This window comes from Paenibacillus sp. GCM10012306 (genome assembly GCF_042649265.1).
Lineage (GTDB): Bacteria > Bacillota > Bacilli > Paenibacillales > Paenibacillaceae > Paenibacillus_AQ.
On the sequence record NZ_JBHRYW010000013.1, the window covers coordinates 90400 to 109298 of the forward strand.

The 18899-nt window shown below is 49.2% G+C and carries 13 protein-coding genes and 1 pseudogene; 4 read left to right on the plus strand and 10 right to left on the minus strand.

Annotation, left to right across the window (positions count from 1 at the left end):
• Positions 1-174: 174 nt before the first annotated feature.
• Positions 175-1062, plus strand: a complete 888-nt coding sequence (locus ACFORK_RS23780; RefSeq protein ID WP_379203740.1) for a polysaccharide deacetylase family protein — start codon at positions 175-177, stop codon at positions 1060-1062.
• A 67-nt stretch (positions 1063-1129) separates the two neighbouring features.
• On the opposite strand, the gene ACFORK_RS23785 is transcribed toward ACFORK_RS23780, so the two are convergent.
• A complete protein-coding gene (locus ACFORK_RS23785; protein ID WP_379203742.1) occupies positions 1130-1792 on the minus strand; it encodes a 3D domain-containing protein in 663 nt (220 codons plus the stop codon).
• A 444-nt stretch (positions 1793-2236) separates the two neighbouring features.
• Between ACFORK_RS23785 and ppk1 the strand changes: the two genes are divergently transcribed.
• Positions 2237-4354 carry a polyphosphate kinase 1 gene (ppk1, locus tag ACFORK_RS23790; RefSeq protein ID WP_379203973.1) on the plus strand — a complete coding sequence of 706 codons (2118 nt, stop codon included), beginning with the start codon at positions 2237-2239 and terminating at the stop codon, positions 4352-4354.
• On the opposite strand, the gene ACFORK_RS23795 is transcribed toward ppk1, so the two are convergent.
• From ACFORK_RS23795 to ACFORK_RS23810, 4 genes are all read right to left on the minus strand, one after another.
• Positions 4302-5831, minus strand: a complete 1530-nt coding sequence (locus tag ACFORK_RS23795) for a Ppx/GppA phosphatase family protein (protein WP_379203744.1) — start codon at positions 5829-5831, stop codon at positions 4302-4304. The two genes, ppk1 and ACFORK_RS23795, sit on opposite strands and share 53 nt — an antisense overlap.
• Positions 5832-5950: 119 nt before the next feature.
• Positions 5951-6673, minus strand: a complete 723-nt coding sequence (locus ACFORK_RS23800; RefSeq protein ID WP_379203746.1) for an amino acid ABC transporter ATP-binding protein — start codon at positions 6671-6673, stop codon at positions 5951-5953.
• The gene (locus tag ACFORK_RS23805) at positions 6660-7319 is read right to left on the minus strand and encodes an amino acid ABC transporter permease (protein ID WP_066361493.1); all 660 of its coding nucleotides are present in this window, start codon (positions 7317-7319) and stop codon (positions 6660-6662) included. The genes ACFORK_RS23800 and ACFORK_RS23805 overlap by 14 nt, the downstream gene beginning before the upstream one ends.
• A 104-nt stretch (positions 7320-7423) precedes the next feature.
• Complete coding sequence (locus tag ACFORK_RS23810) at positions 7424-8239, minus strand: transporter substrate-binding domain-containing protein (RefSeq protein ID WP_379203748.1); 816 nt, start codon at positions 8237-8239, stop codon at positions 7424-7426.
• A 301-nt stretch (positions 8240-8540) separates the two neighbouring features.
• Between ACFORK_RS23810 and ACFORK_RS23815 the strand changes: the two genes are divergently transcribed.
• A complete protein-coding gene (locus ACFORK_RS23815) occupies positions 8541-10289 on the plus strand; it encodes an alpha-glycosidase (RefSeq protein ID WP_379203750.1) in 1749 nt (582 codons plus the stop codon).
• 53 nt (positions 10290-10342) lie between these two features.
• On the opposite strand, the gene ilvD is transcribed toward ACFORK_RS23815, so the two are convergent.
• The 4 genes and pseudogenes from ilvD to glgB form a co-directional block, all read right to left on the minus strand.
• Complete coding sequence (gene ilvD, locus ACFORK_RS23820; protein WP_379203752.1) at positions 10343-12037, minus strand: dihydroxy-acid dehydratase; 1695 nt, start codon at positions 12035-12037, stop codon at positions 10343-10345.
• A gap of 29 nt (positions 12038-12066) precedes the next feature.
• Positions 12067-12153, minus strand: a pseudogene (locus ACFORK_RS23825) (GntR family transcriptional regulator); the annotation flags it as partial.
• Positions 12154-12306: 153 nt separating this feature from the next.
• Entirely contained in the window at positions 12307-13731 is a 1425-nt protein-coding gene (gene glgA, locus ACFORK_RS23830; protein WP_379203754.1) for a glycogen synthase GlgA, read from the minus strand.
• 37 nt (positions 13732-13768) lie between these two features.
• Positions 13769-15709 (minus strand): 1,4-alpha-glucan branching protein GlgB, encoded by a 1941-nt coding sequence (gene glgB, locus ACFORK_RS23835; protein WP_379203756.1) that lies wholly within the window; start codon positions 15707-15709, stop codon positions 13769-13771.
• A gap of 216 nt (positions 15710-15925) precedes the next feature.
• Between glgB and ACFORK_RS23840 the strand changes: the two genes are divergently transcribed.
• Positions 15926-17152, plus strand: coding sequence for a glucose-1-phosphate adenylyltransferase (locus ACFORK_RS23840; protein WP_379203758.1), 1227 nt, complete (start codon positions 15926-15928; stop codon positions 17150-17152).
• Between the two features lie 652 nt (positions 17153-17804).
• Here the strand turns inward: ACFORK_RS23840 and ACFORK_RS23845 are convergent.
• Positions 17805-18893 carry a GNAT family N-acetyltransferase gene (locus ACFORK_RS23845; RefSeq protein ID WP_379203760.1) on the minus strand — a complete coding sequence of 363 codons (1089 nt, stop codon included), beginning with the start codon at positions 18891-18893 and terminating at the stop codon, positions 17805-17807.
• Positions 18894-18899 lie beyond the last annotated feature (6 nt).

Genomic DNA, 18899 nt, shown 5'->3' on the forward strand with positions numbered 1-18899 from the left:
ATGATCCCTATCTATTCGGGCATTTCCATGTCCCGTTCCATAAGTATACACGCATTGCCTGCTGGAAGAAATATAGGACACGGAGACACTGGGAACAGCATAAATTCCGGCATTTTAGGGGATAACAAAGGAAGATAATGGCCGTGATCATGACGAAAAAGGAGGTGCTTTCGGATGAATTACTTGTCCAAGGGCTGGAGACTGACCCTCATGACAGCGGCGACCTGTGCCCTGCTACTTTCTCCCCCTGCACCATTAAAAGCTTCAGCGATTGCTAATCAAACCCCAGTGCAGTGGTTTAGCTCCAATGATCCCGAGGCCTCTTCTTCCATTGGAAATCCCGTCGGCCCAGCAGCTGAAACAACCTCTTCCAAAGAAGCGGCCCGGCCGCGAAAGGATTCCAAAGGGCTTACACTGAGCCAGCTGCTGCACAAGTATCCTGAGACGATCAAGACCAGCGGCCCGCGGCGGAAGATCATCGCCCTTACCTTCGATGATGTACCCGATCCGCGCTTTACGCCGCAATTGCTAGATGTCCTCCGCAAATACAAAGTGAAGGCCACCTTTTTTGTTGTAGGAAGCCGGGCAGAGAAACATCCAGGACTCGTTGCCCGCATGATCAGGGAAGGACATGTCATCGGCAACCACTCTTATAATCATCCGCAGTTCGTGAAGCTACGACTGAATGATTTTCGGTCACAGATCGTCCGTACGGAAAATATTTTGCAGGCTATCGCAGGCTATAAGCCTCGGCTCATTCGCCCCCCTTATGGAGATATCAATGAGCAGCAGCTTAAATGGGCGAAATCTCACGGCTATAAGCTGGTTAACTGGAATGTGGATTCGCTGGACTGGAAAGGACTCTCCAAGCAGCAGGTCAAGAACAACATTCTTTCTCATGCCGGCAAGGGAGCGATCGTGCTTCAACATGGCGGAGGGGGACATGGGAGCAACTTGAGGGGAAGCATACAGGCTCTACCTGAGGTGATTACGAGCTTGCGACAACGGGGCTACACTTTTGTAACGGTTCCCCAGCTGTTGCAAATCTCGAAAAGCAAATAACAAAAATGGAGGACGCCGCGCTTAGCGGTCATCCTCCGTTTGTGTTTCATGCTATGTTTTAAATCAACTATTGAATCACGTATAATTGTACATACTGATATCCAAAATCAGCTACAAAGCTTGGGCTTCCCGGGATAAAAATATCAATCCGATTGCCCTTGATGGCACTCCCCATATCAGTAGCCGTAGCAACAAAAGCGGACTTTGGTAATCCAGGGTGGGAATAACCCGTCACCAAAACTTTGGTCCCGATTGGAATGACGGAAGGATCGACAGCAATCGTTCCAAGCTTCAGCGGATTGCCAAGGTAGTCGACCGCGCCCCATTTCCCGTTCTCGCTGCTCGCTGACGAGTAAGCCGAAGCTTTAACTTGCAGTGTCCGGTCATAGTTGAATACTTTGCCCCATGCTGAAACCGTATTGGTCTCTGGTTGCACGTTAAGATTAGGAGTAATAATTTCAGCTTTGGCAGATTCGCTTTGAGCTACCAGCTTAGGCGTCTGGCCAGGAATGTTCAGTTTCAAGCCTTCATAAATGTTGGTTGCAGACACCTGCGGATTAGCTTTCATTAGGGCGTCTACACTAACTCCGTATTGTTTGGACAACGTATAGAAAGTGTTCCCTTCCTTGGCGGTGTGGATGCCGTCAGCATGGACAGGAACGGCTTGCAGCGCAGCGCTGATTCCTACAAGAGCAGCAAAGGTTTTAATCATTTTGAAATTGATCTTCATTTCTTCCTCCTTGGTTTACAATGCACGGCGGCCGGTAACGGCGCACTGCGCAAGTCTTTACCCTGAGCTATGTATGAATTACTAAGGGCATCAAGATGCAGCTCTTTGTAAACTAACAGAATCGAATATATCACAATTTTGTAACCAGCGCCAAAGCAATTGTTACCATTTTGAAAGAACTGTTCTTTTTAACGAAAAAATGAGAGTTTATTTGGAAAACAATGTAGTTTACATATTCTTTATTATGTTAACTTTAATTCCACTATCCGACCTGCATCGGCAAACTTTCAGCAAATTAACCCAAAGATTTTACACAGATTTAACAAATCTATCTTCTTCAAAGGGTAAAATGGTAAAATATACGATAAAGCCAAAATTGCGGCTGCACCGCTACAAAAGCGGTAACGAAAGAAAAAAGAATGACGTGGAGGGGCCATGAGTAAAATGATCGAAGAAGAGAAAAAGAATATCTTTAGCAGCAGTCCTGCCACTGCCTATCTCAACCGGGACCTCAGTTGGGTCGAATTTAACCGCCGGGTGCTGCAAGAGGCCCAAGATGTGGACAACCCCTTGATGGAACGGGCCAAATTTCTGGCTATTGTATCCAGCAATCTGGATGAATTTATCAGCGTGCGTGTAGCGGGCATCCAGGATCAGATCCGTGCAGGATATACGAAAAAAGACTTCACCGGTTATACTCCATCCGGCTTGTACAAACGTCTCTTCAAACGGGTCTCCAAAATCATTGCTGACCAGTACCGTACATTCCGTGACATTTCCAGAAATCTGCACAAGGAAGGCATTGTATTCGTAGATTACAGTGATCTGACACATGCCCAGGAACAATCCATAGAGCAGTATTATCGCGATATCATATATCCTGTACTTACGCCGATGGCAGTGGATCAGAGCCGTCCATTTCCGCTGGTACATAGCCAATTCATCTATCTGGCGGTGGTTCTCTCCCGTAAAAATGCTCTGGAGGAAGAGCCGTATTTTGCAATCCTGCAAATTCCGTCCAATCTGCCAAGATGTATCCCTCTGCCCCATCGCTCTAATAGCAAGAAGCGGCAGTTCGTATTCATAGAGGATGTCATCAGACATCATATCCAGACCCTGTTCAGCGGTTATGAGCCGGTCTCGGTCAGCGAGTTCCGTCTAACGCGCAATTCGGACCTTACGATTGACGAGGAAGGCGCTGAGGACCTGCTGGAGGAAATTGAAAAGGAGCTGCGCAAACGCAGACGCGGCGTACCCGCCCGTCTGGAAGTGCAAAAAGGCATTCACCCCTATGCGCTAGAGCAGCTACAGGCTGAATTCGAAATCGAGGATTTCGTGTTCGAGATTGACGGTCCACTGGATCTCGGATTCTTGCGCCAGTTTGCAGGCAGCCTTAAGGGCTTCAGTTATCTGAACTACCCTCCGGTCGAGCCACTATATCCGGTGGAGTTTGAAGAGAACGAGGACTTCTTCGAAGTGCTGCAAGAGCGCGATGTACTGGTATATCATCCGTATGAATCTTTTGATGCGATGACAGATTTTATTATTCAGGCCTCTGAAGACGAGCAGGTCATGGCCATCAAAATGACACTGTACCGGGTCAGCGGCAATTCCCCACTCATAGCTGCTCTGGCGCATGCCGCCGAGTCGGGCAAGCAGGTCACTGTCGTCGTTGAGCTGAAGGCCCGCTTTGACGAGGAGCGCAACATTGCCTGGGCGCGCAAGCTAGAGCAATCAGGGTGCCATGTCGTCTACGGCCTGGTTGGGCTCAAGACCCATGCCAAGATCACGCTGATCGTGCGCCAAGAAGGCACAGAGCTGAGCCGGTATGTGCATGTCGGCACCGGGAACTATAATGACAGCACCGCCAAGGCTTACACGGACCTGAGTTTGTTCACTGCGAATGCCGACATTGGTCTGGATGCTTCCGAGCTGTTTAATCAAATGACCGGCTACTCTGCCAATCATGACTGGAATTCGTTCATCGTCGCGCCAACCAACATGAGCCTGTCCTTGCAGAAGCTGATGCAGCGTGAGGCTGAGCATGCGGCAGCTGGACGTCCGGCCCGCATTATCGCCAAGATGAACTCCCTGTCCAACCAGCAGGTTATCGACGATCTCTACATTGCAGCCCAGGCCGGCGTATCCATTGATCTCATTGTACGCGGGGTCTGCTGCTTACGGCCGGGGATTGAAGGATTAAGCGAACGGATTACAGTGCGCAGCATCGTGGACCGCTTCCTGGAGCATTCACGCATTTATTATTTTGAGAACGGCGGCAAGCCAGAGGTCTATCTTTCCAGTGCAGACTGGATGACACGAAATCTAACCCGGCGAATCGAACTGATGTGCCCCGTGCATGACAGCAACATTCGGGCGCAGATTATCAAGATTCTCGAGCTGACACTTAGTGATAACACCAAATCAAGTTTCCTCCAGCCTAATGGATATTATGAACGTGCAGACGACAAAAAGGCCCCTTTCCGGAGCCAGTTTGCTGCTATGGATGTTACACGTTGGAAGGGAAGTCGAGCTTTACCTTCAAACCCCAAACGTTCCTGAATGCTTTCAGAGCGTTCTCAATATCTTCTAGACCGATCAGAATGTCTGAGTTGCCCTGAAGGCTCATATGGAGGGTATTGCCTTGCATATGGCCTTCCAGGCCCCTGACAACACCAATCTCGGTGCTGTCCAGTGCAATACTCAGCTGAACAAGCGTTCCAAGCTTGTGAATCCACTCTTCGTCGGAAGCCAGTAAAATGTCCTTGTGTTCAGTGGACAATTTCTGCTTCCGGCTTTTTGTGCTATACGAAGATATCAGGGCGCAGAGGATGAGCTGCCGATGCGTGAGACCGCGGATGGGCGAGTTCATTAGCCAATATCTTGTATGCCGCTTGGACTGATAATAGTTAATATTCGATCCCGTTCGGTGCAGCATAATGGAGACGTAGACCAGCATCTCGATTTCCCGGGTATCGCCTTCGATCTTCAGAATGGACAACAGGTTGCTAGCCAGTTTGTATATATGATCCAGATGAGCCTTGGAGGTGCGAATATCAAAGCGGATGATCGTATCGAGACTAAATTCCAAAGCACTGTCTCGCACCGGCTGCTCCGGCTTCAGCAGATCATGCAGCATGCCTTCCCGCAAGCCTTCTCCGCTGATAACAGCCTGCACAGCACCGACATACTTATATACGGTGTGGAAAATAATCAAGCCGGAGACAATGATATCGGCGCGGCTTTTGGACAAGCCATCCAGATCTTTACGTTTCTCAAGCGGCAATGCCGGTAGCGTAGCCACAAATTGCTCAATCGTCTCGGATGAGATCGTATATCCGTGCGAATTCGGCAGCGAGTAATCATTTTTCTTCTGATCCAGCTTGCCCAGTGACCGTAGTGTACCGCCCAGTCCGAACAGAGGTAGTCCTTCCCCTTCAGTCAGCCAGTCATGCTCCACAAGACGCCCCAGCACGTAAGCCTGAAGCTTATGAACCTGCTCCGCAGTCCAGTTGCCGCCGTGGCCGAACATAATATTCGTATTCACAGCTCCGAACGGGAAAGAAATGCTGTGCTGATACCGCCGGCCTCTAAACAGCGTGATCTCTGTACTGCCGCCCCCGATATCGATCACAAACCCATCGTCAACATTAAACGCATTAATCACCCCAAGGAATCCAAAATAGGCCTCCTGGTGACCACTGATAATTTCAATCGGAATGTCTGAAGCTTCTGATAGGAAGGATATAATTTCCGCTGAATTGGCAGCATTACGAATGGCAGCTGTCGCACCTGCCCGGATCCTCTCCACACCAAATCCGTCGCAGATCTCCTTGAACTGGCGCAGTACCGGCACAACGGTCTCCATATCCTTCCGATCCAACCGTCCGTCTCTTGTGATCTTCTCACTCAGACGGGCAGAGTATTTGCATTCCTTTATGATCTTATAGCCTCCCGCCGGCGTCGTGTCATAGATTACCAGACGAATGGAGTTGGAGCCAATATCAATAATGCCGATCCGGCAGAGGTCATCTTTCATATGTATGTACTCCTTTTCAGGTTCATTAACCACTTATTATACATGGTTTGGGCGCATAAATGAACTTTAAAACAAAACGGCCGCCGGTAATTCACCGGGGCCGTTTTATATGTCATGCATTACAGCACTTTGCTCAGGAAATCCTGAGTCCGCGCATGCTTGGGATTACCGAAAACTTCCGCAGGGGTGCCCTGCTCAACAATGTAGCCCCCATCCATAAACAGAATGCGGTCTCCGACTTCACGGGCAAAGCCCATCTCATGCGTCACGATCACCATGGTCATGCCATCTTCAGCCAACTTCTTCATGACCTCAAGCACCTCTCCGACCATTTCGGGGTCAAGCGCTGAGGTTGGCTCATCAAACAGCATCACATGCGGTTGCATGGCCAAGGCACGAGCAATCGCGATCCGCTGCTTCTGTCCTCCGGACAACTGATTCGGATAGGCATCCTTTTTATCCTCCAAGCCTACGGTACGAAGGAGATTCAACGCAATTTTCTCAGCTTCCTGCTGCGACTGCTTCTTCACCTTGATCGGTGCCAGAGTAATGTTCTGAAGCACAGTCATATGCGGGAACAGATTAAATTGCTGGAACACCATACCCATCTTCTCACGAGTAAGGTTGATATCATGATTGCGAGAGGTAATGGACTCACCCTCGAAGGTGATTTGACCGCCGGTTGGCTGCTCAAGCAGGTTCAGACAGCGCAAAAAGGTACTTTTGCCAGAACCGCTGGGGCCGATCACCACGACAACCTCCCCTTTATGAATATCCAGATCAATGCCTTTCAGGATTTCCAATTTTCCGTAATGCTTCTCCAGATTCTTAACGGCGATCATCGGTGTTCAGCCTCCTTTCGAGTCTGCCAAGCAGTTTGGACATAGTAAAGGTCAACACAAAGTACATTACAGCAACAACAATTAACGGTGTAAACCCGTCATAGGTAATCGTAGTTACCGCACGGGATTGGAACATAAGATCTGCCACACCGATAAAAGAAACGATCGAGGATTCCTTGATAATCGTAATAAATTCGTTGCCGATGGCTGGCAGTACGCTTTTCAAAGCCTGTGGCAGCACGATATGGCGCATCGTCATTGCCTGTCTCATACCGAGTGAACGAGCAGCCTCCACTTGCCCCCGATCTACCCCTTGAATCCCCGCCCGGAAAATCTCGGCCAGATATGCGGAGCTGTTAATGGAAAGTGTAATCGCACCCGATTGTACTGCGCTAAACTCGATACCAAAGCTGGCCAGACCATAGTGAATCAGGAAGAGCTGCACCAGCATCGGTGTACCCCGTAGGAACTCTACCCATGCCGTGGCAATAAATCTAAGTACAACCAATTTGGACATGCGAAGCAGCGCAATGGCAATCCCCAGTACAAAACCGAAGAATACGCCGAGCACAGCCAGCAGCAGGGTGTACTGTAGACCAGACAGGAAAAAGTTCCGGTAATCATAAGCTAGATTAAAAATGTTCATTATACCTGCACAACCTCCAATCTCCAAAAAAATAGAAAACAGCGGAACAAGCACCGCTATTTTCTGTAAGTACAGCTGTTCATTCCAAGTTGATAACAGATTAATTACTTCTCAGCCAGTTCGCTTGCTTCTGTTACGTATTGATCAATCTTACCTTCGGAATTCAGTCGGCTCAGTGTCTTGTTGACTTGATCCAGAAGCTCCGTGTTGCCTTTCTTGATCCCTACCACATAGCCGTCATCTTCAGCTTCTGGTTTGGCATCTGTGATCACGATTCCTTTGACGTTCTTGACAAAGGATTTCGCAACAGGACCTTCAATAATTGCAGCATCTACGCGGTTGGATTGCAGCTGCAACACGATCTCGGAGATTTTGCCAAGGGAAGTCAATTGTGCACCTTCAATACCTTTAGCAAGCTCTTCCTGGATCGACCCAGTCTGAACACCGATCTTCGTTCCTTTAAGCGAGTCCATCGTGGAGAACTTGTCCTTGTCCGCTTCGCGAACAACTACGGATTGCTCGGCTTTGTAGTAGATATCGGACAGATCCACAGCTTTCTTACGCTCTTCCGTTGGACTAAGACCGGAGATGACCATATCGATTCTTCCGCTCGACAATTCATTCAGCAAGGAATCGAAGGGCAAATCTTTGATGACAAGCTCTGCGCCCATGTCGGCGGCAATGTCTTGAGCAATGTTGATGTCAAAACCAACGATGCTGTCTTTCCCGTTAATTACCTTGTGGAATTCATAAGGAGGGAAATCCGCGCTGGTACCCAGTGTCAGTGTTTTTTTGGCAGCAGATCCAGTGTTGGCTTCGCCGCTGGCTGCGGAATCATTTCCATTCTTATTTTGACCGCAGGCCGTCAATAGTCCTACTGCAAGCAGCAAAGTTAGTGAGAGTGTACCCCATTTTTTCATTTCTATATCTCCCTTTTCTGTATTTAGCGCACGCTGTTTAATTAGACCGATTTATTATAAATCAGTTCGTATGAATATGCAAAGACATTTTTGCTACAAATGCATATTATTATGTGTAATTTTCAGCAAATTAAAATCATTTTGCACAGTATTGACATAAAAAGTATATACTTAACTTGAATCCAGGACGCCCATCAAGAAGTTGATTCATTTCACATTTTCAAAGGGTATTAACATGCAAACACACTGATGCCAAGCGCATAAGCCTTGCTCCGAACTTATTCATTTAGGAGGTGCTGTCATGCTTTTGGAAGCTTTGTACCATGTTCCCCGCGACAAGTGGGCCTACGCTTACGATACTGAAACAATACACTTGCGTGTCCGCACCAAACGGAATGATGTAGATTATGTAACAGCCCTGACCGGCGACAAATATGACTGGAAACACACTTATTATGAGGTCCGGATGGAAAAAGCCGCTTCCGACGACATGTTCGACTATTGGGAGGCGGCCGTCAGGCCCAAATACAAGCGGTTATGTTACACGATACGGATCAGTTCTGGCTCCGAAGTGATTTATTTGCTCGACAACGGCATCGTTCGCCACGAATATCCCACCCCTCCGAATCATTATTATGAATTCTCCTACATTCACAAGATCGATGTGTTCAAGGTACCCGAATGGGCCAAGGATGCGGTCTTCTATCAAATAATGACGGAGCGGTTCGCAAACGGCAATCCTTCGATCAGTCCTGAGGGTACGGAGGAATGGGGTGGCCGACCGAAGCTGGACAATTTTTTTGGCGGAGATCTACAAGGGGTGCTGGAGCATCTGGACGATCTTCAAGACCTTGGCATTAATGCTATCTATTTTACCCCGCTATTCCTCTCTCCCTCCAACCATAAATATGACATTGTGGATTATAAAAAAGTCGACCCCCATTTTGGAGATAATGCTACTCTGAAGCGTGTGGTACAAGAATGCCATTCACGCGGTATACGCGTCATGTTAGATGCGGTCTTCAATCATTGCAGCGATCAGTTCCCTCCCTTTCAGGATGTACTACAAAAAGGCGAATACTCACTGTACAGGCACTGGTTTCATATTAATTCTTTTCCAGCCGAGATTGTCGATGGGATTCCCACCTATGACACCTTCGGTTTTTTTGGCAATATGCCCAAATTCAACACGGCTAATCCCGAGGTCAGATCCTATCTGCTTGAGGTTGCCGAATACTGGATTAAGGAGATCCAAGTCGATGGCTGGCGGCTGGATGTTGCCAATGAGGTGGACCATCATTTCTGGCGGGACTTTCGTAAAGTCGTGAAGAACGCCAACCCCGAAGCCTATATTGTCGGAGAGGTGTGGAGCGATTCACTGACCTGGCTGCTCGGCGATCAATTTGATTCGGTCATGAACTATCCCTTCTCGGGAACGGTGCTGGAGTTCTTTGGCGGCGGCATGAATGGGGTGACGTTCGGCCATCGAATCGGTGGACTGCTGATGCGCTATCCACAGCAGACGAACGAGGTCGTCTTTAATCTTCTTGGTAGTCATGATACCCCTCGCCTGCTGACCTGTGTAGGTGAAGATAAACGCCGCCTGAAGCTCGCTGTAGTCTTCTTGTTCACATTCATGGGCACGCCCTGTATTTTTTATGGGGATGAGATTGGCCTTAGCGGTTACGAAGATCCGGACTGCCGAAAATGCATGGAGTGGGACCCCGCAAAGCAGGACCGGGAATTATATGATTTCTACCGGACGATGATTGCCCTCCGTAAGGAACATAAGGCGCTGCGCGAAGGGCGGTTCCGCCTGCTGCATGCAAGTAGGGACGATGCCTGTATCGTCTACGAACGGGCTGATAATAAGCTGCACTTCACGATCTGGATGAACAATATGCCGGAGCAGCGCACGTTGAGTCATCCCATGGAGACAGACGACTGGCAGGACGCCCTGACAGGAGAATCGGTCTTTCCGCAGAACGGGATCATGAATATTCGGCTGGAGCCATACGGCTACCGGATACTGTCTCGTAATTTAGATTGAAAAAACAGGCTGTCCTTTGTGCCATTATTTATGGCAGGGACAGCCCGCTTCTATTATTCCTCCGGCAGATCTGTTACAGCACCTTTCGCCGCTGAAGAGACCAGACGAGCATATTTGGCGAGTGCGCCTCTTGTGACTTTAAGCGCTGGCTTCTTCCATGCCGCCCTCCTGCGCTCCAATTCTTCCGGTGTAACCTCGAATGAGATCTCCTGAACCTCGCTGTCGATCGTTACCAGATCATTAGTCTGCAGCAGTGCGATTGGTCCACCAACTTGTGCTTCCGGGGCTACATGGCCCACGACAAAGCCGTGGGAACCACCGGAAAATCTACCGTCAGTGATCAACGCCACATCGCCGCCAAACCCTTTTCCAACAATCAAAGCGGTTACCGAGAGCATCTCCGGCATACCGGGTCCGCCTTTGGGACCACAATAACGGATAACGACAACATCGCCTTCGCGTATTTCATTGTTCAAAATGGCATCCGTAGCCTCAGATTCACTGTCATACACTTTTGCCGGGCCAGTGAAGCGAAGCTTCTTCATCCCGGACATCTTGGCGATCGCGCCTTCTGGTGCCAAGTTGCCCCGGAGCACGACCAGCGGTCCGTCAGGCTTGAGCGGCTGGTCGAAGGGGCGGATTATATCCTGATCTTCCGGAAGCGGCGCAGCCTCAGCCAAATTCTCTGCCAGCGTCTTGCCAGTGACAGTCAGACAATCCCCATGCAGCAATCCTCTATCCAGCAGCACTTTCATGACGCCGGACACGCCGCCGATATCATTCAAATCCTGCATCACATATTTGCCGCTCGGCTTAAGATTAGCAATATGCGGAACGTTGACGCGGATACGCTCAAAATCATCATAGGTCAAATCAACCTCTACCGAATGAGCAATCGCAATAAGATGCAGGAAAGCATTCGTGGAACCACCAAGGGCCATGACTAGTGTTATGGCGTTCTCAAAAGCTTTTTTCGTCATGATATCCCGCGGGTAGATCTCCTTCTCCAGCAGATGCAGCACCTGTTTGCCAGCCTTGGCACATTCCGTTGCTTTATCCGGGGAAATCGCAGGTGTCGAGGAAGATCCCGGCAGGCTCATGCCCAATGCTTCGGCAGCGGAAGCCATGGTATTAGCGGTGTACATGCCGCCACAGGCTCCTGGACCCGGACAGACGCTACATTCAATCTTGTGCAGCTCCTTATCGGTCATTCGGCCGTCATGATACTGTCCGACCGCTTCGAAGGCCGTGACGATGTCCACCTTCTTGCCATCAAGCGTACCCGGTTGTATCGTTCCACCGTATACGTAGACTGCGGGCAGATTCAGCCGACCAATCGCCATTAGACAGGCAGGCGTGTTCTTGTCACAGCCACCCACGGCGACGAGTGCATCCAGGCGTTCCGCGCCCATAACAATCTCGATGGAATCGGCTATGGCTTCCCGGCTAGGCAGAGAGAAAGACATGCCCTCATGCCCCATTGCAATTCCATCTGCAACCGTTATGGTGTTGAAGATCAGCGGTGCACCGCCGTTATCCTTCACTCCTTTTTTAGCCTGAACCGCCAGTTGGTCAATATGCATGTTACACGGGGTGACTTCGCTCCAGGTGCTGGCGATGCCGATCATCGGTTTCTTGAAATCCTCATCTGTAAAACCTACCGCCCGCAGCATCGCCCGGTTCGGCACACGATTGACACCTTCGCTGATGACTTTGCTGCGTATTCTCAGATCTTTGCTTTTTGTCATGTTCTCACCCTTTTTCGTTAAATTAATTCATCTCCTGCTTCCACAATGAGATTGTGAAACTGTTCATCCAGCTCCATGGCCTGATACGGCTGGCCGTTCTTAATAGCTTTTCCAAACTGCGTATTTAATTCCTTTAAATCTTCAATACACTTTCAGAATGTGAAAAGCCTCCCGAATTGGTGAAAAACCGCTCCTAGAGATCACTTGATCTTAAGAAACGGTTTATTGGAGTTTAAAATCTATGTTCTACCAGGAAAATTACTTGGAGGCTATCCTGTAATCCTCTTATAGATATCAATATACTGCTGTGCAGATACGTTCCAGCTGTAATCGCCAGCGAACGCGTTCTTTGTGACTCTTTTCCAATGCTCAGGTTGGTTATAGGTAGAGATCCCCCGGCGCAAGGTGTGCATCATATCATGCGCATTGTAATCCTTGAAAGTGAACCCGTTACCTTCCCCTGTCACTTCGTTATAGGAATGCACGGTATCATTCAGTCCACCCGTCTCCCGCACCACCGGAATGCTGCCATAGCGGAGGGCAATCAGCTGGCTTATGCCGCATGGTTCGAACTTGGAGGGCATCAGGAACAGATCGCTAGCAGCATATATTTTGCGGGAAAGACCCTCGCTGAACGTAATCTGTGAAGACAACTTGTCAGGATACCGCCAGGCCGCTTCGCGGAACCAGCGCTCATAGGCCTCATCCCCCGTCCCCAGTACGACAAATTGCAAATCATCAGTATAGAGTAGCTCATCCAGCACCCGTGTCACGAGATCCAGGCCTTTGGAATCCACGAGGCGCGTAACCATGGCAACCATCGGAACTTGCGGATTCACGGGTAGTCCTAACTCCTGCTGTAGCCCTACCTTATTCTCCGTCTTCTTAGCCAGATTGGAGCGGTAACGGGTAAAGAGATTAGGGTCCGACGCTGGGTTGTAGCTCTTGGTGTCAATTCCGTTCACAATACCGCTCAAATGGCCTGCTCGTTCATTCAATAACCCGTCCAGGCCATAACCATAATAAGGTGTGCGGATTTCTTCGGCATAGGTCGGACTCACGGTAGTAATATGGTCACTATATACAAGGCCGCCCTTCATATAGTTCACGTTGCCGTAGTACTCCACACCGAGGAAATAATTGTCGTCCAGGCCAAGCAGCTCTCCGAGCACCTCATACGGAAACACTCCCTGGTACAGCAGGTTGTGGATCGTGAACACCGTGCGGATCTCACTGTAAAAAGGGTTGTGGCGATAATGCCCCTGCAATAGCAGCGGAATCACCCCGGCATGCCAGTCATGGCAATGCAGCACATCTGGCTGAAAGTCGATGGCCGGCAGGCATTCCAGCACTGCCCGGTTAAAAAAGGCAAAACGCTCCCCATCGTCCATATATCCGTAAATGGCATCCCGTCCGAAATAGTACTCATTGTCGATAAAATACACCGTGATCCCGTCATGCACGAGTCTTTCAATGCCGCAATATTGGCTGCGCCAACCGACCGGAACGTTAACTACGGTAACGGGTTGTAGCTGTGAAGTGAATTTTTCAGGAATTCCGCGATACTTTGGCATAATGACTCTGACATCTACCCCTGCACCCTTCAGTGCTTTGGGCAGAGCACCAATAACATCGGCCAGACCGCCCGTTTTGATAAACGGATGCGCTTCGGCTGCGGCAAATAAAACCTTCATGTTTATTTCCCCCTTCGGCTTCTGTATTTGTTCACGGTCACTCGGACGTTTCGATCTTCTTAGTTGCACGAGGTGCCTTCTTCAGTACCACAAAGCTCAGCGGCGGAAGAACCAGTTCAATACTGTTGGTCTGATTGTGCCACTTCAGCTTGCTGCTCTTCAAGGGTGCATTAAGGATACCGGAGCCGCCATAAGACGGAGAATCCGAACTGAATACTTCCTCGTATACTCCCGCACGCGGTACTCCAATACGGTACATGCTGCGTTCCACCGGCTGAAAATTAATGATAATGAGGAGCGTGTCGACAGGACGTTTGCCCCGGCGAATGTAAGAAATGACACTCTGACCATTGTCATCGGCATCGATCCACTGGTATCCCTCTATGGTATGGTCCTGCTCCCATAATGCTTTTTCACTCCGATACAGCTTGTTCAGAGCTGCGGTGTAGGCCAACATCTGGCGATGACGCTCATAATCGAGCAACAACCAATCAAGCTGCTCCTGATCCTTCCATTCGATGAATTGTCCGAATTCACCACCCATAAATAACAGCTTTTTGCCAGGATGAGTAATTTGGTAACCGAGCAGCTGCCGAAGACCGGCAAATTTCTGCTCATAAGACCCAGGCATCTTGTCCAGCAGCGATTTCTTACCATGCACGACCTCATCATGTGATAGGGGCAAGGTGTAGTTCTCAGAATACGCATAACAGATCGGGAAGGTAAGCAAATTATGATGGTAGGGCCGTGCCCCGAAGTCATGTTCTATGTATCCAAGGGTGTCATTCATCCAACCCATGTTCCACTTGTAATTGAAGCCAAGTCCTCCCTCATGAGCAGGTGCAGTCACACCCGGCCAGGCACTGGATTCTTCGGCCATCATTAAGGCATGGGGGTAATGCTGGAAAATTGCTTTGTTCAGGCGCTGTAGAAAGGATATAGCTTCCAGATTCTCCAGCCCTCCATTAGCATTGGGGCGATATTGATGGTGCTGTTTCTCGAAATCAAGACGCAGCATGCTGGTTACCGCATCCACTCGCATCCCATCTATATGGTATAGGTCAAACCAGAACAGCGCATTGGAGATCAGGAACGAAGAAATTTCAGGCTTGCTGAAGTCAAAGGAAAGTGTTCCCCAGCCCGGCTTTTCGGCCAACAGCGGGTCGGTATACTCATATAGTGGAGAACCGTCAAAACGTCTCAGACCATGGGCATCCTTGGCGAAGTGGGCAGGCACCCAATCCAGAATCACACCGATGTCTGCTTGATGGAGATGGTCGATCAGGTACATTAGCTCATGTGGCTCGCCATATCGACTTGTGGCTGCAAAATAGCCTGTCCCCTGATAGCCCCAGGACAAGTCATACGGATGCTCTGCCAGCGGCATAAATTCCACATGGGTATAGCTCATTTCCACCAGATACGGTATCAATTGATCAACAAGTTCTTTGTAAGTGTAGAATTGCCCGTCTTCTTTCTGTCGCCATGTGCCTAGATGCATTTCATAAATATTGAGGGGTTTGTTGTACGGAGTCTTGTTCTTGCGCCGCCAGGATGCATCACCCCAGCGATAGCCCCCGAGATCAGTCACAACCGAAGCCGTTGCCGGACGAACTTCGGCCTTGAACGCATAAGGGTCGGCTTTGAGGAAGCTTGTACCATCAGCGGCAATAATTCTATATTTGTATAACATTCCCAGCTTCATCCCCGGGAAAAACCGACTCCAAAATCCCGAATCGGGTATCTTATATAACGTGTCCATGTCCTGCGTTCCGTCCCAGCCATTGTGATCGCCGGCCAGACCTACATATGTCGCATGAGGAGCCCACACGGTAAAGCGCACACCGGAAGTCCCTTCCCAAGCGGCAATGTGCGCACCCAGGATGTTATAGCTGTGATAGTGCGTGCCCTCATGAAACAAATAAATATCGATATCATCCGTTGACGGGAGGGTTTCTGTTCTTGGTGTCTCAGCCAATTCATCACCACCTTTATAAATAGGATGCACCTATAACATTACCCGAAAATTATCCATTTGAAAATGATTTGATTTGAAAAGAAATTTTTTATGGATAAAGAAAATAATTCATGTAATTTTTACAGTTTCACAGCAATATACTTCACCTATGTCGTTTCAAGACGGGATCGGCAGTGTATATTACAAGCATTGACAAAAATATGGGAGGGATAACAAATGAGTAAAAAAGAATGTATCGCCATGTTATTGGCCGGTGGGGAAGGACGGAGATTGGCACCCCTGACGTCCAGTATGGCTAAACCGGCTGTCCCTTTCGGCGGACAGTATAGAATCATTGATTTTCCCCTCAGCAATTGTGTCAATTCCAATATTGACACTGTAGGCGTACTTACGCAATATGAAGCAGAGTCACTGCACAGTCATATTGGGGAAGGTGAGCCTTGGGGGCTCCATACAAAGAATGGCAAAGGTGTGACTTTACTCCCTTCCGGCACTGAAGGCAGAGACCTTTATTCAGGAACAGCCGATGCTATTTATAAGAACATTGATTTTATTGACAATCAGAACCCGGAGAATGTGCTGATTCTCTCCGCTGATCATATTTACCACATGGATTATCAGAAAATGCTGGAATACCATTTAGGCAAAGAGGCCAAAGCCACCATCTCTGTGATGGAGGTGCCTTGGGAGGAAGCCAGCCGCTTTGGTGTAATGAACGTGAACGAAGCGCTGAAGATTTCTGAATTCGTCGAAAAACCCAAAGTGCCACAAAGCAATCTTGCTTCGATGGGCATTTACCTCTTCCGCTGGGACTATCTGAAAGAGCATTTGCTACGTGATGCGGCCAATACTGACTCCAGCCATGACTTCGGCAAGGATGTCATCCCAAGCATGCTTGATACCAATGATGACCTGTTCGCTTATCGCTTTCAAGGATACTGGAGAGATGTAGGTACTGTGGACAGTCTCTGGGAAGCGCATATGGACCTCTTGACAGCAGACAATGGTTGGAATCTTGAAAATGAAGTGTGGCCGATGTACAGTCGAGCCCGCCGCGCCAAGATCTCCGTTCACAAGCCACGTAGCCAAATGTCAGCGGCCGACTGCCTAGTGAACGACTACTGCACACAGGAAGGCAGTCTGCAACGCTCAGTCGTCTTCGGAGGCGTTGAGATCGGCAAAACATCGGTCATCAAGCAAAGTGTAGTCATGCCTGGTGCCCGCATTGGACGTGGAGTGCATATTGAGAACGCGATTATCGGCGAAGGTGCTGTCATCAAGGACGGGGCCATCATCAAAGGTAGTACAGATAACATCGTTGTCGTCGGACCACATGAGATCGTCGCTGCGAAGCCGGTGATTCGTACCCAGCCCTCACGCCTGCTCCAGGATGTCTATGAGAAGACCGGCCGTCTTCGGACCGCTGAAGGGCTTCCTTCCTAAGTCCGGCATACCAGATCAACACTTTTACCAGATCATTACTTTTGATCAGATCAACATTTTGTGTTCGTTGTCTGGTTCAAGGCTGTAGAATTGCATTAAACGGTAGCTCAAAATAGTATATTTTCCTATAACAACTATAAAACGCGCTTCCTCTTCATTAAAGAGCTGCGCGTTTTTTGATGTGCTTTGTGATCTAACCCTCCACTCTAATGAGCGTTTAGCCAACTTTTTATAACCAACCACTATTTCACAACATCCAAGTCAGCGACAATAGACAATTGCTCCCGTACGCCGAGCCCACGTTCGAGCCTAAGAAGTTGGATAACAGGAAAATATACCGTTAATGCTCTCCTTTCACCTTATCTGTCACAAATAACGGGAATTTCTCCAGTTAAAAACCTCCATTATCCGTAAATGGGTAGTCACGAGGTAACTTAACAGGATAATTTCCAGTTTTCTTCAGAAAAGAAGAGAATTCAATAAAAACAACAGGAGTTATTCCCGTTATTCCCATGCCCTATCGAGTGAAGTTGAATTATTCGACGGATTTGTCACCTGGCCAGCTGCTCTGTACCCCGACAATATTAAAAAAGCCGCCTTCAGCACGGACACTCCGCGCCAAAAGCAGCTTTGCATGCAAGATATACTAAATTTAACGTGAACGCTCCTGCCACTCCCGGTTAAGAAGGCTCATTTCCAGGCAATCTGCATACCGTCCAGCGATCAAGGCTGCTTCGCGCTGTGTCCCTTCATGGACAAAGCCTGCCGCTTCATAAGACTTGCGAGCCCCGGTATTAAAGTCAAATACACCTAGCGAAAGCCGATGCAGCCCAAGTCCTACAAAGCCAATCCGCAGGGTCTCCTCCAGCATACGCGTCCCAATTCCCCGACCCCTGAACTGCGGATCAACCACTAGTCGGCTAATCCGAGCATTGCTGTCCTCCCGATTAATCTGGCTCAGACTGACGTGTCCAACCACTGTTCCGGTAGCCCTGTGCACAGCACTATAAATCAGTAGCGACGATTGTGCCGGATGATTGGTATCCTTCATATATTTGTGCAGCTGTTCGTTGTCCAGAGGATACGTCAGTGAAGGTCCTGCCCATTGCTTCAGAAAATCCGGCGATTGACTCCAGCTCTGCAGCAGCGGGAAGTCAGCCTCCGAGAAATAGCGAAGCAGAATATCGTCCCGGTCTTCACTGTTCTCATGGTACTGATACAGATTCACAAGACGTCCGCCCCCCGCATCATTCGTGCCCTGATAACGGAAACCCAGGCTCTGATAATAACGATTCAGCTTGACATTGTGTGATACCGTATCCAGTCTAAGTCCCTTACGGTCCAGCTTCAGCGCTTGTTTGGCGGCGAACATAATCATTTGCTGTCCAAGACCGCTACCCCGATAACTCCCAGCCACGGTAAGACGGTGCAGGTAAGCAAAGCCATCATCATTTTTGTTCCCCCAATATTGGGGATCGCTGAATTGGAGCGTGAACAGCCCTACAGGAGCCTCCCCATCCAGTGCCAAATACACTTCTCTCGCGTCAAAATAACCCGCGATCTCCTCAGCCGTGAATTGATCCGGGGACCACTGGCGGATGCCGATATCGATCATCCATTGGGCGGCCGCCCTCAGCATCTGCAGAATATCCTCCGTCCTGTCCACACCCACGCGTTCGATGCGAATTGGATTTTGCGAGACCTTGTTCTCCCCATTCTCTCCTGTAGCTGGTATCGCCATGTCCAA

Excerpts from the sequence above, each read along its gene's own strand:
- ACFORK_RS23780 (WP_379203740.1), top strand. The coding sequence starts at position 175 with ATGAATTACTTGTCCAAGGGCTGGAGACTGACCCTCATGACAGCGGCG.
- ACFORK_RS23785 (WP_379203742.1), bottom strand. The coding sequence starts at position 1,792 with ATGAAGATCAATTTCAAAATGATTAAAACCTTTGCTGCTCTTGTAGGA.
- ppk1 (WP_379203973.1), top strand. The coding sequence starts at position 2,237 with ATGATCGAAGAAGAGAAAAAGAATATCTTTAGCAGCAGTCCTGCCACT.
- ACFORK_RS23795 (WP_379203744.1), bottom strand. The coding sequence starts at position 5,831 with ATGAAAGATGACCTCTGCCGGATCGGCATTATTGATATTGGCTCCAAC.
- ACFORK_RS23800 (WP_379203746.1), bottom strand. The coding sequence starts at position 6,673 with ATGATCGCCGTTAAGAATCTGGAGAAGCATTACGGAAAATTGGAAATC.
- ACFORK_RS23805 (WP_066361493.1), bottom strand. The coding sequence starts at position 7,319 with ATGAACATTTTTAATCTAGCTTATGATTACCGGAACTTTTTCCTGTCT.
- ACFORK_RS23810 (WP_379203748.1), bottom strand. The coding sequence starts at position 8,239 with ATGAAAAAATGGGGTACACTCTCACTAACTTTGCTGCTTGCAGTAGGA.
- ACFORK_RS23815 (WP_379203750.1), top strand. The coding sequence starts at position 8,541 with ATGCTTTTGGAAGCTTTGTACCATGTTCCCCGCGACAAGTGGGCCTAC.
- ilvD (WP_379203752.1), bottom strand. The coding sequence starts at position 12,037 with ATGACAAAAAGCAAAGATCTGAGAATACGCAGCAAAGTCATCAGCGAA.
- glgA (WP_379203754.1), bottom strand. The coding sequence starts at position 13,731 with ATGAAGGTTTTATTTGCCGCAGCCGAAGCGCATCCGTTTATCAAAACG.
- ACFORK_RS23840 (WP_379203758.1), top strand. The coding sequence starts at position 15,926 with ATGAGTAAAAAAGAATGTATCGCCATGTTATTGGCCGGTGGGGAAGGA.
- ACFORK_RS23845 (WP_379203760.1), bottom strand. The coding sequence starts at position 18,893 with ATGGCGATACCAGCTACAGGAGAGAATGGGGAGAACAAGGTCTCGCAA.